The 14,488-nt window shown below is 35.5% G+C and carries 9 protein-coding genes; 1 reads left to right on the forward strand and 8 read right to left on the reverse strand.

The annotated features are described in order from the left end of the window. Positions 1–60: 60 nt before the first annotated feature. Positions 61–1,866: an SLC13 family permease gene (locus HM984_RS10015; RefSeq protein ID WP_179349063.1), complete on the forward strand. Its 1,806-nt coding sequence runs from the start codon at positions 61–63 to the stop codon at positions 1,864–1,866. A gap of 36 nt (positions 1,867–1,902) precedes the next feature. Here the strand turns inward: HM984_RS10015 and HM984_RS10020 are convergent, their stop codons facing one another. The 8 genes from HM984_RS10020 to HM984_RS10055 form a co-directional block, all read right to left on the reverse strand. After that, entirely contained in the window at positions 1,903–2,835 is a 933-nt protein-coding gene (locus HM984_RS10020; RefSeq protein ID WP_179349064.1) for a sterol desaturase family protein, read from the reverse strand. A gap of 458 nt (positions 2,836–3,293) precedes the next feature. After that, on the reverse strand, positions 3,294–3,755 hold the full coding sequence (locus HM984_RS10025; RefSeq protein WP_179349065.1) for a heavy-metal-associated domain-containing protein: 462 nt from the start codon (positions 3,753–3,755) through the stop codon (positions 3,294–3,296). A 36-nt stretch (positions 3,756–3,791) separates the two neighbouring features. After that, the gene (locus tag HM984_RS10030) at positions 3,792–5,576 is read right to left on the reverse strand and encodes an efflux RND transporter periplasmic adaptor subunit (protein WP_179349066.1); all 1,785 of its coding nucleotides are present in this window, start codon (positions 5,574–5,576) and stop codon (positions 3,792–3,794) included. Further along, positions 5,566–6,048, reverse strand: a complete 483-nt coding sequence (locus tag HM984_RS10035; RefSeq protein ID WP_179349067.1) for a DUF305 domain-containing protein — start codon at positions 6,046–6,048, stop codon at positions 5,566–5,568. The genes HM984_RS10030 and HM984_RS10035 overlap by 11 nt, the downstream gene beginning before the upstream one ends. 10 nt (positions 6,049–6,058) lie before the next feature. After that, on the reverse strand, positions 6,059–8,827 hold the full coding sequence (locus HM984_RS10040; protein ID WP_179349068.1) for a heavy metal translocating P-type ATPase: 2,769 nt from the start codon (positions 8,825–8,827) through the stop codon (positions 6,059–6,061). Between the two features lie 76 nt (positions 8,828–8,903). Further along, a complete protein-coding gene (locus HM984_RS10045) occupies positions 8,904–9,461 on the reverse strand; it encodes a helix-turn-helix domain-containing protein (RefSeq protein WP_179349069.1) in 558 nt (185 codons plus the stop codon). 1 nt (position 9,462) lies between these two features. Next, a complete protein-coding gene (locus HM984_RS10050) occupies positions 9,463–10,704 on the reverse strand; it encodes a TolC family protein (protein WP_179349070.1) in 1,242 nt (413 codons plus the stop codon). A gap of 18 nt (positions 10,705–10,722) precedes the next feature. Continuing rightward, positions 10,723–14,442 carry an efflux RND transporter permease subunit gene (locus HM984_RS10055; RefSeq protein WP_179349071.1) on the reverse strand — a complete coding sequence of 1,240 codons (3,720 nt, stop codon included), beginning with the start codon at positions 14,440–14,442 and terminating at the stop codon, positions 10,723–10,725. Positions 14,443–14,488: the final 46 nt, after the last annotated feature.

Raw genomic sequence — 14,488 nt, forward strand, 5'->3', positions numbered from 1 at the left:
CTAAATGAGCACCCCTTCTATTTTTTCTGTAATTACATTTATATTTTATCTCAAAATTTTATGGAGCTCTCAATAATTCTAGTCTTTATCATCATTGGTGTAAGCATACTACTTTTTATCACAGAGCTCTTTCCTGTTGATAAAATTTCATTTTTCATCATAGTCGCGCTAGTTTTATTACAACTAACGACACCTGAAGAAGCGATTAGCGGTTTTGCAAATCCGGCAACAATCACCGTTTTAGCCTTAATGATCTTAGCTGTTGGACTCGAAGAAAACGGAGTAATTCAGCTGCTTTCTGATGGTATTAAAAAACTAAAAATATTACCACTCATTTTGTTAACGCCTGCGTTTATGATTATATCTGCTAGTATCTCTGCATTTATCAGTACAACGGCTGTAGTTATCATCTTTATAAAAATAGTAACAAGATTATCAGAAAAATACGGGTTCTCTTCATCGCGTTTATTAATGCCCATTTCCTTTGCTGGAATTCTTGGTGGGAGTTGTACATTAATGGGAACATCGACCAACCTAATTGTAAATGCCATTGCTAAAAAACATGGTGTAGAGGCTTTTAGCTTTTTTGAATTCACTTGGTATGGTATTATATTTTTCCTAATTGGATTGGTTATAATGACCTTTGCATCACGATTTTTACCTAAGAACAAAGAACGAAATCTATCTAGTGATTATAAAACTGAATCTTATGTTTTTACGGTTAAAGTAACGGAAGATTCACCGTTGATAGGCAAACGGTTTGGTGAGATTGAATTTTTAAACCAAGAGGATTCTAAGTTGCTCAAATTAATTAGAGACAATCAAGTTATTAATGACCCCGGAAAGTACATAAAACTTATGGCTAAAGATAATTTAGTATTGATGAGTGATTTAGATAACTTCCAAGCTCTTATGAAGGAAAACGGTTTTGTTTTAAATGAAGAACGACAAAAAAAACAACTCGAAAACTTAAGCGACATTGATGGAGATAAAGATCTAACCTATATTGAAACGCTTATCTTACCAGGTTCTAATCTTATAGGAAAAACGCTAAAAGGTTTACGTCGTATGTCTTTTGAAGGTGCGTTTCCTATCGCCATAAAAAAACGTAGAAATCTAAGAAATACGCAAGAGCGCCTATTACGTAAAAACATAGATGATATTAACCTTAAACCTGGTGACCGCGTATTACTAGAAATGCAAGAACACAAGATTTCAGACTTATATAATATTGAAAATATTGCCATTTTAAATGAGCATGAGTTTAAGCCCAATGTCTCAAAGTCTAAAAGAATGTTAGCGTTGCTGATTCTGTTAGGTGTAATTTCACTAGCCGCAACTAGCGTAATTACCATATTAACGGCATCACTTGTTGGAGTTTCAGCGATGTTACTTACCAATATTATTCAGCTAGAAAGTGTGTATCAAAAGGTGAATTGGCAAATCATATTTTTACTTGCTGGTATGATTCCTTTGGGAATTGCGATGACCAATAGTGGAGCCGATATTTGGTTATCCAATCATTTACTAAATATAATGAGCAACCAAGATCCAACCATTGTTTTAGGCTTACTATTTGGAATCACCATAATTTTGTCTGGCGTCATATCTAATAACGCTACTGCAATTATTATGGCACCTATTGCCATTGCTGTTGCGAGTGGCTTAAACCTAGACATAAAGCCATTTTTATTGGCTGTAATGTTCGGCTCTAATTTTAGCTTTTTCACACCTGTTGGCTACCAAACCAATACGCTGATTTATGGTACGGGTGCTTATAAGTTTAAGCACTTCTTAATCATTGGGGGTATTTTATCTATAACACTTTGGATTGTTGGTACACTTTTACTTTCAAGTAATTTGTAGAGCGTTAAGTAGTAAGAAATTTAGGTCGAGGTATTATTACTTCTCAACACTATTTCCTTTAGCCATCTCTCTCCTCATTTGTTTAATAGTCAATGTACTTCCATCATGACTCCAACCTGGAGGTCCAAATATATACATCAGCTTGTGATACCAATTCTTAGACTTTTTCATATCCTCCCAAATATTTTTGTATTCGTGAGTAAGAATAACGTATAAATTATAGGAATTTGGAGGAGTAGACACTCCGTATTCAATCTCAATAGTTTCGTCTAATTCTTTCCAAGTTCCAAAAATTCTATCAAAAACATTTAGAAAACCACCGTGGTTTTTGTCCATATATTCGATATTTCTAGCATGGTGTACTTGGTGCATCGTATGAGTATTTACAAACTTCTCAATAAAACCCATTTTCTTAACATACTGTGTATGCAATTGAAATTGCCATAAGGCTTCAATACCTAAACAAACAACAAGCATTTCTGGTGGAAAACCAATCATTACAATCCAAACATAGAAAAACGGCTTATAAAATATAGTAAACCAACCGTTTCTAACAGCAGTTCCTAAATTAAAATTATCTGAAGAATGGTGCACAATATGTGCCGCCCAGAAAAACCGAACCATATGATTTTGTCTGTGAAACCAGTAATATGTAAAATCATCTAAAAGCATGCAAATTACCCAAATATACCAGACATACCCAAAAGATTCGTACCCCATTATATTCGTACGGACACCATCAACGATAGGATTAAAAATATCATAGGCAAAATTAAAAATCACGACTATAGATACCGTTTTTATTAACGCAGCAAGCACAGCAGACCCAACACCAAGCGATACACTAGATATTAAATCTTTCCATTTGTAAAGTTCCTTATTATCTAAAACCTTGCTGTATGTAAGCTCTAAAGCAATAAGACCTAAAAAACACGGAACACCGTAAACTAAAGGGTTTGTAAAATCCATTTACTACTAATTTTGAAAAATTGGGTTGTTTATATGAGTCTAAATTCTGAAGAAAACAATTCGCTAAAACCTTTCATTAAAATTTAATAAAAATGATTAATAAAAAAAAATAAACGTCGTGTTACTAAAATTAATTTGTGAAGATACATCAACATCACTAAAAATCCGAATTTTTCAATCTTGGTTTTTTAAATTTCAAGAATTAACAAGAAAAATCAGTATCCATCTAAGGAGTTAACTGTTTGAGATTGATTTTATTTTAAATGAATAGTAATATCTACACTGCTACTAAATTTATAAAATCCAAAGAAAATTTAATTATGCTGATGATTACTTTAGACAGAGAGCAAACCTTTCACAAGGGGCAAAATTCAAATTAATTAATAGCATAAAAAAAGCCCTAAAAAGGGCTTTACTATTTATAATCTTGAAATTATGATTTTAATAATTTTCAGTGTCTAATTAGACGATTTATTCATTGCCATCTCGTGATCATATTTACAACAACCCGGTAAACCCTCATACGCTTCTAAATCTCCTGTAACTTTTTCCGTATCATAACCCGACGCTGCAATGGCGTTATGAATTGCCATTTCATCTGTTTTAGAATCATCAAAAGACACCTCCATTTTCTTTTTATCTACATCCCAAATAGCATTTGAAACACCTTCTACTCCATTAGCAGCTTTTTCAATTGTTGACTTACACATTCCACAGTTACCTCTAACACCAAAAGAAACATCGGCCATTGCGATGTCTTTCGATGCTTCCGTTGTCGTTGTCTTTGTGTCTTGTTTGGTTTCGTTTTTACAACTTGTGAAACCTAATGCCATTATTATAGCTACACTTAAAATTACGTTTTTACTCACGTTGTTTACATTACTGTTTTTGTGTTCGTGATTTTTCTTTGAAAAATTCATTGTTTAAAAATTTAATTGTTATTAATTGATTTCTGTTTATTCTATTATTTGTTTCACTTCTCCGCAAGTCAGCATTTCTCCTCCAAAATAAGGGTTAATCACTTTTTCTTCTTTACTCAACCAATAGGCTCCTTTATTATCATCTCCCATTGGGCAAAATTGATGATACACTTTTTCATTGATTCCAAATACTTCAATAGCATTTGTTAAGTGAGACGAAAGACTTTTAAAATAGCGACGTTGCTCTTCTATTTTAGAGCTCTTTGATAGTGAAGTCGCATCAGCTTTTATCTTTTTTTCAATATCCATCCAATGCTTATGCGTCTCTTTATCTGTTAATAATGCCATATTTACGTTAGATAAATTAGTCAGTAGTTGTTTTGACGCTACCACAACGTTTTTTAAATCATCTTTTACCAAAACATCTTTTAATTTGATATAATCATCAAAAACTACTTTTAGTTGCTTTTGAAATTCTTTTGTTACAGGTAATCTTTCATTAAGATTCAAAGGCTTTTCTTTAGCTACAGAAGCAGTCGTTTCCATGCCAAGATGCCCTTCGTGACCAGTCGTCATTTTACCTCCTGTTTTATTCATCATCGATTTTTTGCCTTGCAATTGTGCTGCTGCATCAATAGTAAACGTACCGTTCGTAACAATCTCGTCTCCATCATTTAAACCTTCTAAAACTTCATAATTATCTCCAATAGAATTGCCTAGAGTTATTTGTCGCATTTCAAAAATAGGTTCATCAGGGTTTGCTTTGATATAAACAACAGAGCGTTTTCCTGTCCATAAAACAGCCGTGGACGGTATTATTAATACGGTTTCTTTAGTTATAGAAGTGTTGCTTTTAACTTTACCTTCAACAAACATTCCCGGTTTTAATACATCATCAGTATTATTAAGCACGACTCTTAATTTTACAGTTCGTGTGTTAGTATCTAAAATAGGATCTATAAAATCGACTTTCCCCTTAAATACTTTATCTGGATAAGCTTTCGTAGAAACCATGACCTCTTGACCTACTTTAAATTGCCCGATTTGATTTTCATACACATCAAAATTTGCCCAAACGGTTTTTAAGTTCGACACTTTAAAAATGGGTTTCCCATCCATAATATGAGACCCTTCATTAATTGAAATTTCGGTAACCACACCAGAAACATGCGAGTAGATGGTAAAACTTGTTTTTACCTGTCCGGTTTGCTCAACCTCATCCAATTGGTTGCCATGGATCATCCAATTCTTAAACTTATTTCTCACTGCGTTATAAAGCTGCGGTTGCGACGCTTTTAACTTATAGGCTACAATTAATTCTTGTTGTGCTGCTATAAGTTCTGGTGAATATATCTTAGCAACAGCTTGTCCTTTATTGACCTTTTCTCCTAACGAATTCACATACAACTTCTCTACTCTACCATTAAAATGCGCCGGCATCGTTGCTGTTTCATTTTCATTCTCGGTAATTTTTCCAGATAAAACAAAACCTGCATCTTTATCTAAATGACCATTACCAACAGTAGACGTTTGGATATTAGCTAAGGCCAGAGCGTTTTCTGACAACTTAAATTGATCTGCCATTAAACCAACAGCACTAGTCTCTGCCGGAATTAAATCCATGCCACAAATAGGACAATCCCCAGCTTCGGGCTGCATAATTTGCGGATGCATAGAACAGGTCCACATTTGATTAGTTTCCGCTACGGCATTGTGATTATGAACCGGTTCTTTAGTTGTATTACCACCAAATACTAACCATCCTAATAAAACACCTACAGCAAGAATACCTAGATATATAATTATCTTATTATTTTTCATTTTCTAATCGTTTTATCATGGCTTTCATATCTTCTATTTCTTTACGCTGTGCTTTAATAATATCTTCCGCTAATTGTTTTACTTCTGGGTCTTTAATATCTGCGCGTTCACTTGTTAATATGGCTATAGAATGATGAGGAATCATACCTTTTAACCAAAGCACGTCTCCAACAATTGGTGCTTGTGTTCTTACCAAACTTAACGCGCTAATAAAAAGCACTAAGCTTCCAACAAGTATTGCTGTGTTCTTCTTTTTATTTTTATACATTTTCAGCATAAATAAAAGCATTATCACTGCCATTGCTGAAATACCTAAGCAGACCATATAAAAACGTGTCATACTAAAATACACGTGATCTATGGCATAAGTGTTTAAGTACATTGTAACGTACATAGCGACAAATGATAGCCCTAACATTAAAAAAAATGTATTGTAATTTCCTTTGTTTGAATGTTGATTTGAATGTTCCATAATTTTATAATTAAATTTTAATTCTTCGTAATCGTAAGGCGTTCGTAATAACAGAAACCGAACTAAAACTCATGGCTAGAGCTGCAATCATCGGTGACAATAAAATCCCGAAAAACGGAAACAAAACACCTGCTGCTATCGGAATACCTACAGTATTATAAATAAGTGCAAAAAACAGGTTTTGCTTAATGTTTTTCATCACAGAGTGACTTAAATTTTTAGCTTTTACAATACCATGTAAATCCCCTTTTACTAAAGTGATCATTGCACTCTCAATGGCAACATCTGTACCTGTACCCATGGCAATCCCGACATCACTTTTTGCTAAAGCTGGCGCATCGTTAATACCATCTCCTGCCATGGCAACGACCTTACCTTGTTTTTGTAGTTGCTCTACTTCTTTCATTTTATCTTCAGGTAACATACTCGCCTTAAAATCGGCTAGATTCAATTCTGAAGCTACAGCTTGTGCTGTATCATGGTTATCGCCGGTAAGCATCACAACAGCAATCCCTTTATCTTGAAGTTCTTTAATCGCTTTAGCACTTGTCTTTTTGATTTTATCTCCGATGACCACATAACCGCTCACCTTACTGTCGATTGCTAAAAACGATACTGTTTTACCTTGTTTTTGGTAGGTTTTAGCTTCTTCCTCCATTTGTGATGAGATGTCTGCATTCGCATGTGCCATCATTTCAGGATTACCTAAGGCCACTTTTTTACCATTTACGTTGCCTTCAACGCCTTTACCTGTAACGGCACTAAATCCGTCCGATTTTAAAACTTCTGTTTTCTGCGCTTTACCATATTTAACAGTTGCTTCTGCTAAAGGATGTTCACTATGAGCGTTAAGCGATACTATATATTGTAGTATCTCATTATTACTAAAACCATCATTAAAAGCCCCAACAGTTTCTACCGTAGGTTTCCCTTCAGTTATGGTTCCTGTTTTGTCAATTATAAGCGTATCTACCTTATCTAATTTCTCAAGGGCTTCAGCATTCTTAATCAATACTCCATTTTGAGCACCTTTACCCACACCTACCATTACTGACATTGGTGTTGCCAATCCAAGTGCACAAGGACAAGCAATGATTAAAACAGCTATCGCATTGACTAGTGCATAAACATAAGCAGGTTCTGGTCCCCAAATAGCCCAAACTGCAAAGGTTATTAACGAGATAATGACAACAACAGGCACAAAGTATCCTGAAACTTTATCGGCTAAATTTTGAATTGGTGCACGACTTCGACTAGCATTATTCACCATATGAATAATTTGAGACAATAAGGTATCACTACCAACTTTCTCCGCTTTCATTAAAAACGATTGATTGCCATTAATAGTCCCGCTACTGATTTTATCACCTGTCGATTTATTTACAGGAATAGGTTCTCCTGTAATCATAGATTCATCGATACTGGTATCACCTTCGGTTATAGAACCATCAACTGGAACTTTTTCACCTGGCTTTACTTTTAAAATGTCGTTCAGTTCTATCTTATCAATACTGACCTCAACCTCTTCGCCATCTACTATTTTTATAGCTTTATTTGGCGCTAATTTTAATAGTTCTTTTACTGCGGAATTAGTTTTACTATGTGCACGCGCTTCTAAAAGTTGTCCGAGTAATACCAATGTAAGTATAACCGTCGCTGCTTCAAAATACACATGTACGGATCCAGATTCTGTTTTAAACTGATTTGGAAAAAAGTCCGAAAAAAACATCCCAAAAACAGAAAACAACCAAGCCACTCCTGCTCCAATACCAATAAGCGTAAACATATTAAGATTCCATGTTTTTATACTATTGTAAGCACGTTCAAAGAACATCCACGTCGCATAAAACACGACAGGAATGGATAGTGCAAATTGAATCCAATTCCAGTTTTTTTGTTCCAAAACATCATATAATGGATTGTTAGGAATCATTTCACTCATGGCTATTAAAAATATTGGCAGTGTGAATACCACGGCAATCCAAAACTTTTTTATAAGCTTTTTATAGGTTTTCTCTTCTGAAGACATATCGGGTTGCATAGGGACTAAATCCATACCGCATATAGGACACGGACCAGACTCATCTTTTACGACTTCTGGATGCATAGGGCAAGTCCATTGCTCTGAAGCGTACGTGGACAGATTCTGTTCTTCAACTAAATCCATTCCACAGACCGGACAATCTCCTGCCTTATCATAGGTTTTATCACCTTCGCAATGCATCGGACAATAGAATGTGCCTGTGCCTTTTCCTTTTTCAATTCCCACGGAAGTAGGAATCTCATCCTTCACATGATGATGCTCACCTAGTTTATGAATACTATAACGTCCACCATCCTTTTTTAAAGCCTCTTGAAATTTTTCAATAGGAATATGGGATTCCATTTCAATAGTAGCTTCTGCGGTTTCTAAATTGACAGTTGCCTGGGAAACACCTTCAACTTTTGATAATGTTTCCTCAACATGACTGCGACAACCGTTGCAAGTCATTCCGTGTATGTGGTATGTGTGTTTCATTCCCATTCCCACGGAAGTGGGAATCTCATCCTTCATATCATGATGCTCACCTGGTTTATGAATACTATATTGTCCATTATCGTTTTTTAATGCGTCTTGAAACTTTTCTATAGGAATATGGGATTCCATTTCAATAGTAGCTTCTGCGGTTTCTAAATTAACTGTGGCTTGCGAAACACCTTCAATTTTTGAAAGTATGTCTTCAACATGACTGCGACAACCGTTGCAAGTCATTCCGTGTATGTGGTATGTGTGTTTCATTTTATTTGTTCTTTAAAATTTAATAACAAATGTATTACCGTTTTAAAGCATACGTTTTTCTAATTCTGGTTATAATTTATACAATTTGGTCTAATGCTTTCCGATCCCAATCTTGTAATTTTTTATAGTCTGTCATAGACATTCCTGTTACCGATTTAAACTGTTTTGCTAAATGGCTACTGTTGTTATAATTGAATTGGTATGCTATTTCAGAAAAATTGAGTTGATTCAATTGAATGTATTCTTTTACTTTTTCAATCTTTAAATTGATAATATATTTCTCAAGTGTAAGGCCTTCCGACTTACTAAAAAGCTTACTAATTGCCGAATCATTCTTACCAATCGCTTTTGTGATTTTTGAAATAATAGGTTCCGAAGTGTTTTCAGATATAAACTGAATGACAAGAACTTTAATTTGTTCTATCAATGCTTTCGATTCATCTTCAATTAACTCAAACCCTAAGTCTTTTAGTTCACTTTTAATAACGTCGTACTTGGGGTTGAAATCCTGTTTAACAACCGCTTTTCCTAGCGTTATAGATTCAATATCTAAACCATGACGTGTTAATAAGTCTACAATCGTTGATTTGCATCTCGCACAAACCATGTTTTTTATGATTAAGGTATGTCCCATTTTATTGAATTAAATAGTTAATACGCGTTGTTTGAATATAATACGAAAAGATCGCTTCAATTTGATTCATTTGAAACTTTAATTGTAATTCCTGAATATCTAATACATCATTAAAATCAATAGTTCCTGTTTCATAGCTTCGCATCAAAATGGCTTCTGCATCTTTGGCTTGTTTTAAGTTTTTAACCTGTGTATCATAACTTATTCTGGCAGAAATTCTATCGTTTATAGCAGTGTCCAAAAGCGTTTCTAAAGCGTTTAAACGTTCTTGTTTTTGGGCTTCAATTTCTTGTTGCTGTAAGTCGTTTTGCTTCGTTATCGATTTGTATTTCTTATTAAAAATAGGAATAGAAAGCGCTACCGTTGGCATAAAAATATCTTTGCCTTTTTCGCTAAACGTAATGTCAGAACCGGCTTGAATGTTAATATAATCAAAGCCAAAGCCAAATGACGGTTGACTTTCTTTCTGATTCAATAATTCGGATTGTTCTACCGATTGAAACAGTTTATCGTATTTCAACAATTCAGGATGTAATGCTAAATTTTCTGTATTAATTTCAAAATCATCAGAAGGCATTATTAGTTCGTCTACAACAGCAATTTCAATAGTTTTTTCTCTATTCAAAAGCTTATTAAGCGCAGTTTGTTCTGCTAAATATTGTTGTTCTAAAACCAACCTTAGTTGCTCTAATTCATTCTGTCGCATTTGCAATCTAAAAACATCTACAGCAGAAGCTTTTCCCACTTCAATCGAGGTTAATGCCAACGTTTCATAGGTTTTAAGCAGTTCACTGTTTTCAACCAAAACGGCTTGTTTTGCTTTGTTGACGTATAGTTTGTAATACGATTGCGACACAGAAACCATAAGTTTACGTTTGGCAATTACAATGTCTTCGTATTTGGAATCTGCCAAAGAACTTGCGTAGTTTTCGCGAGACGAAATCGTTCCAAACCAAGGTAACATTTGTTTTGCTGACACTTTAAAACGTTGTGTTCCTGTTCGGGTTTCTGGTTCTAAAACAAAATAGCCTGCACTAAATTCGGTGTTTGGCAATGTGTTGACTTCATTCACTTTCTCCGAAGCAATACGATACTGTAACTCGAATTTTTGAATTTCAGGATTGTTTTCTAGAGCCTCGTTTATGTAGGTTTCTAATTCTTGACTTTGAGCTGGAAGAGCAAAGAGTATAGAGCCAAGAACAAAGACTGTTCTGAGTATGATATGATAATTGTAGTTTCTCATTAGTGTTTCCTTTAAAATCTATATTCTATTCTCTTTTTTCTCTAATCTTTTTAATCGAAACTCTTCTCTCCAACTATATAAAACAGGAACGATAAAGTACGAGGTAATATCAATCACCATACCTCCAAAAATCGGGATGGCCATCGGAATCATAATATCACTCCCTTTTCCTGTGGACGTCAATACCGGAAGCAAAGCCAAAATGGTAGTTACGGTGGTCATTAAACATGGACGAATTCGTTTTTCAGCAGCTTGTAAAGCGGAAGCTCTAATGCTCATTTTATCTGATGGTTTTTCTCTATCAAACGTTTGTGTGAGATAGGTTGCCATCACCACACCATCATCGGTAGCGATTCCAAATAATGCAATAAATCCGACCCAAACGGCCACACTTAAGTTGATCGTTTTCATGTTGAAAAGATCTCGCATATTCTCACCAAAGAGACTAAAATTGAAAAACCAATCTTGTCCATATAACCAAATCATAATAAAACCACCTGCGAAAGCCACTGTGATTCCGGTAAAGACCATTAACGATGTGGTTATCGATTTAAACTGAAAATAGAGAATTAAAAAAATAATGGCTAATGCCAATGGCACCACAACAGCCAATGTTTTTTCTGCGCGTAACTGGTTCTCGTAGGTCCCAGTGAATTTATAACTGATCCCTTTTGGAACTATTAATTCACCAGAATCTATTTTCTCTTGAAACAAGGCTTGTGCATTTTCTACAACATCAACTTCTGCAAATCCGTCTATTTTATCGAACAACACATAACCGACTAAAAAGGTGTCTTCACTTTTTATCACTTGCGGACCTTGCTCATAACGAATCGTTGCCAATTCACTTAAGGGTACAGGACTACCTTTTTCAACAGGAATATAAATATCTTTTATATCTTCTGGATTGCCACGCAACTCTCTTGGATAACGCACACGAACTCCGTAGCGCTCTCTCCCTTCTACCGTTTGCGTTAATGCCATGCCGCCAATAGCAACTTTTAGCACACTTTGAACATCTTCAATAGAAATTCCATAACGCGCTATTTTTTCTCTATCAATATCGATGAGTAAATACGGTTTCCCTACAATTCTATCCGCAAAAACGGCTTCAACTTTAACACCTTCAGCTTGTTTTAAAAGTGTTTCTAATTGCAATCCGAACGCTTCAATTTGTTTTAAATCTTGCCCCTTCACTTTGATTCCCATTGGCGCACGCATTCCTGTTTGCAGCATGACCAATCGGGTTTCAATAGGTTGTAATTTTGGCGCCGACGTCACTCCTGGTAATTTGGTGACTTTTACGATTTCATTCCAAATATCATCAGGACTGTTAATTTCTGGTCGCCAGTTACGATAGTATTCACCATCAGCATCTTCTATAAGTTGTTTTGCTTTAATTGATGTTCCAGAAGTAAGAAAACGTCCATCTTTCAATTCAAACAATCCTTCGTCATTAACTTTATAACGTTGTCGTTTCCCTTCTGCATTTCGCATGTATTCAGATTTATACTGAATCATATTTTCATACATGGATAAAGGTGCCGGATCTAAAGCAGATTCTGTTCTACCCGCTTTTCCGACAACGGTTTCAATCTCTGGAATTGTCGCTACAGCCATATCTAATTGCTGTAGCACCCGCTTATTTTCTTCCGCACCAGAATGTGGTAATGAGGTTGGCATCAGCAGAAAAGAACCTTCGTTTAAGGATGGCATAAATTCTTTTCCGGTGTTATTCATAATCCACACTCCAGAAACCAATACGAATGTCGGAATTAATAAAAACAACAATTTATTAGCTAAAGCCCATGCTAAAATCTGACCATAAAAACGTCTTAACACAGAGAATATCCCTAATATTCCGAAGCAGATAATGGCCACGAAAACCAAGTTAATAAGGATGCTACGATCAAAACCTAAAGGCCTCCAATATTCAGCGAGAAGAAATACAATAGCTGCCGAAGAAATGATGATGTTAATGAGGTTACCTTTTTTAGTATCTAATTTTCCTAATAGCGTTAGTAATCCTGTGACTCCAAATGCCATCAGAACAAGGCCTAACCAATAACCGCTTATCACGACAGCAAGTCCTGCAACGATTAAGACGCCATTTAAAATATGTCTAAATGATGTTTTAAGCGTCGTTTTTCTAAATAAATAGGCTGCGAAAGGTGGAATTAAAAATAAGGCAATCACTAAGGAAGCCGTTAACGCCATTGTTTTAGTAAAGGCTAAAGGTCTAAACAATTTTCCTTCGGCACCGATCATAGTAAAGACAGGCACAAAACTGATAATTGTGGTTAATACGGCTGTTAAAATGGCACCAGAAACTTCGGAAGTGGCGTTGTAAACAACTTCGTTTATGGTGTATTCTGAACCATCATCTCGCAGTCGTAATTTTTTATCATCGAGGTGCCGAATCATATTCTCAGCCAGAATCACTCCGACATCCACCATCGTTCCTATGGCAATCGCAATACCAGAAAGTGCCACGATATTGGCATCCACATCAAATAATTTCATGGCCACAAAAACCATTAAAACAGCCACAGGTAATAATCCGGAAATTAAAATGGAAGCACGCAGATTAAAGACCATCACAATGATGACCAAAATTGTAATTAGTATTTCGAGGGTTAAGGCCTCATTTAGGGTGTCTAATGTTTCTACAATAAGCTCGGTACGATCGTAAAAAGGCACGACTGTTAATTGAGAGGTGCGGCCGTCTGCCAAAACTTTGCTTGGTAAACCACCTTTAAGTTCTGCTATTTTTTCTTTAACATTGGTAATCACTTCCATCGGATTAGCACCATAACGTGCTACTACAACTCCACCGACAACTTCAGCTCCTTCTTTATCTAAAATACCACGTCGTGCTGCAGGACCTAATGAAACGTTAGCAATATCTTTAATTTTAATAGCGGTGTAATCTTCGGAAGTCACAACGGCGTTTTCAATATCTTCTACCGACTTTACATAACCCAATCCACGAACTAAATATTCCGCTTGGTTAATCTCTAAAGTCTGAGCCCCTATATCTTGATTACTTTCTTTGACCGCTTTTACAACTTGGCTTAACCCGATGTTGTATTGACGCATCAATTCCGGATTCACATCAATTTGATATTCCTGCACATAACCACCAATAGAAGCCACTTCAGAAACACCACTTGCAGACGATAAGGCATATTTTACGTAGTAATCTTGAATGCTTCGCAGTTCGTGCAAATCCCAACCACCAGTAACGTTTCCGTTTTCATCGCGTCCTTCAAGAGTATACCAATAAATTTGACCTAAACCAGTGGCGTCTGGTCCTAAAGCAGGATTAACATCTTGAGGCAATAAGCCACTTGGTAAGGAATTCAGTTTTTCTAAAATTCGGCTACGCGACCAATAGAATTCAATATCTTCTTCAAAAATGATATAGATGCTTGAAAAGCCAAACATAGACGAACTACGAATGGTTTTTACGCCAGGAATACCGAGTAAAGACGTGGTTAATGGATAGGTAATTTGGTCTTCTATATCTTGTGGGGAACGACCATCCCATTTGGTGAAAACGATTTGTTGATTTTCGCCAATATCTGGAATAGCATCTACAGCGACAGAATCACTTGGCAAAAAGCCAGTATCCCAATCAAAAGGTGCATTTACAGTTCCCCATCCTACAAAAAGGACGAGCAATAAAACGGGTACGAGTTTATTCTCTATTAAGAATTTGATGCTCTTATTTAGCATGAAGTTTGATATTTAAAACAATTAGACATTGATGTTAGGAAAACAT

The sequence above is a fragment of the Winogradskyella pacifica genome, assembly GCF_013403915.1.
Classification (GTDB): Bacteria; Bacteroidota; Bacteroidia; order Flavobacteriales; family Flavobacteriaceae; genus Winogradskyella; species Winogradskyella pacifica.

Bases quoted from the DNA above. Each gene is read 5' to 3' on its own strand.
- HM984_RS10015 (WP_179349063.1), top strand. From the start codon at position 61: ATGGAGCTCTCAATAATTCTAGTCTTTATCATCATTGGTGTAAGCATA.
- HM984_RS10020 (WP_179349064.1), bottom strand. From the start codon at position 2,835: ATGGATTTTACAAACCCTTTAGTTTACGGTGTTCCGTGTTTTTTAGGT.
- HM984_RS10025 (WP_179349065.1), bottom strand. From the start codon at position 3,755: ATGAATTTTTCAAAGAAAAATCACGAACACAAAAACAGTAATGTAAAC.
- HM984_RS10030 (WP_179349066.1), bottom strand. From the start codon at position 5,576: ATGAAAAATAATAAGATAATTATATATCTAGGTATTCTTGCTGTAGGT.
- HM984_RS10035 (WP_179349067.1), bottom strand. From the start codon at position 6,048: ATGGAACATTCAAATCAACATTCAAACAAAGGAAATTACAATACATTT.
- HM984_RS10040 (WP_179349068.1), bottom strand. From the start codon at position 8,827: ATGAAACACACATACCACATACACGGAATGACTTGCAACGGTTGTCGC.
- HM984_RS10045 (WP_179349069.1), bottom strand. From the start codon at position 9,461: ATGGGACATACCTTAATCATAAAAAACATGGTTTGTGCGAGATGCAAA.
- HM984_RS10050 (WP_179349070.1), bottom strand. From the start codon at position 10,704: ATGAGAAACTACAATTATCATATCATACTCAGAACAGTCTTTGTTCTT.
- HM984_RS10055 (WP_179349071.1), bottom strand. From the start codon at position 14,442: ATGCTAAATAAGAGCATCAAATTCTTAATAGAGAATAAACTCGTACCC.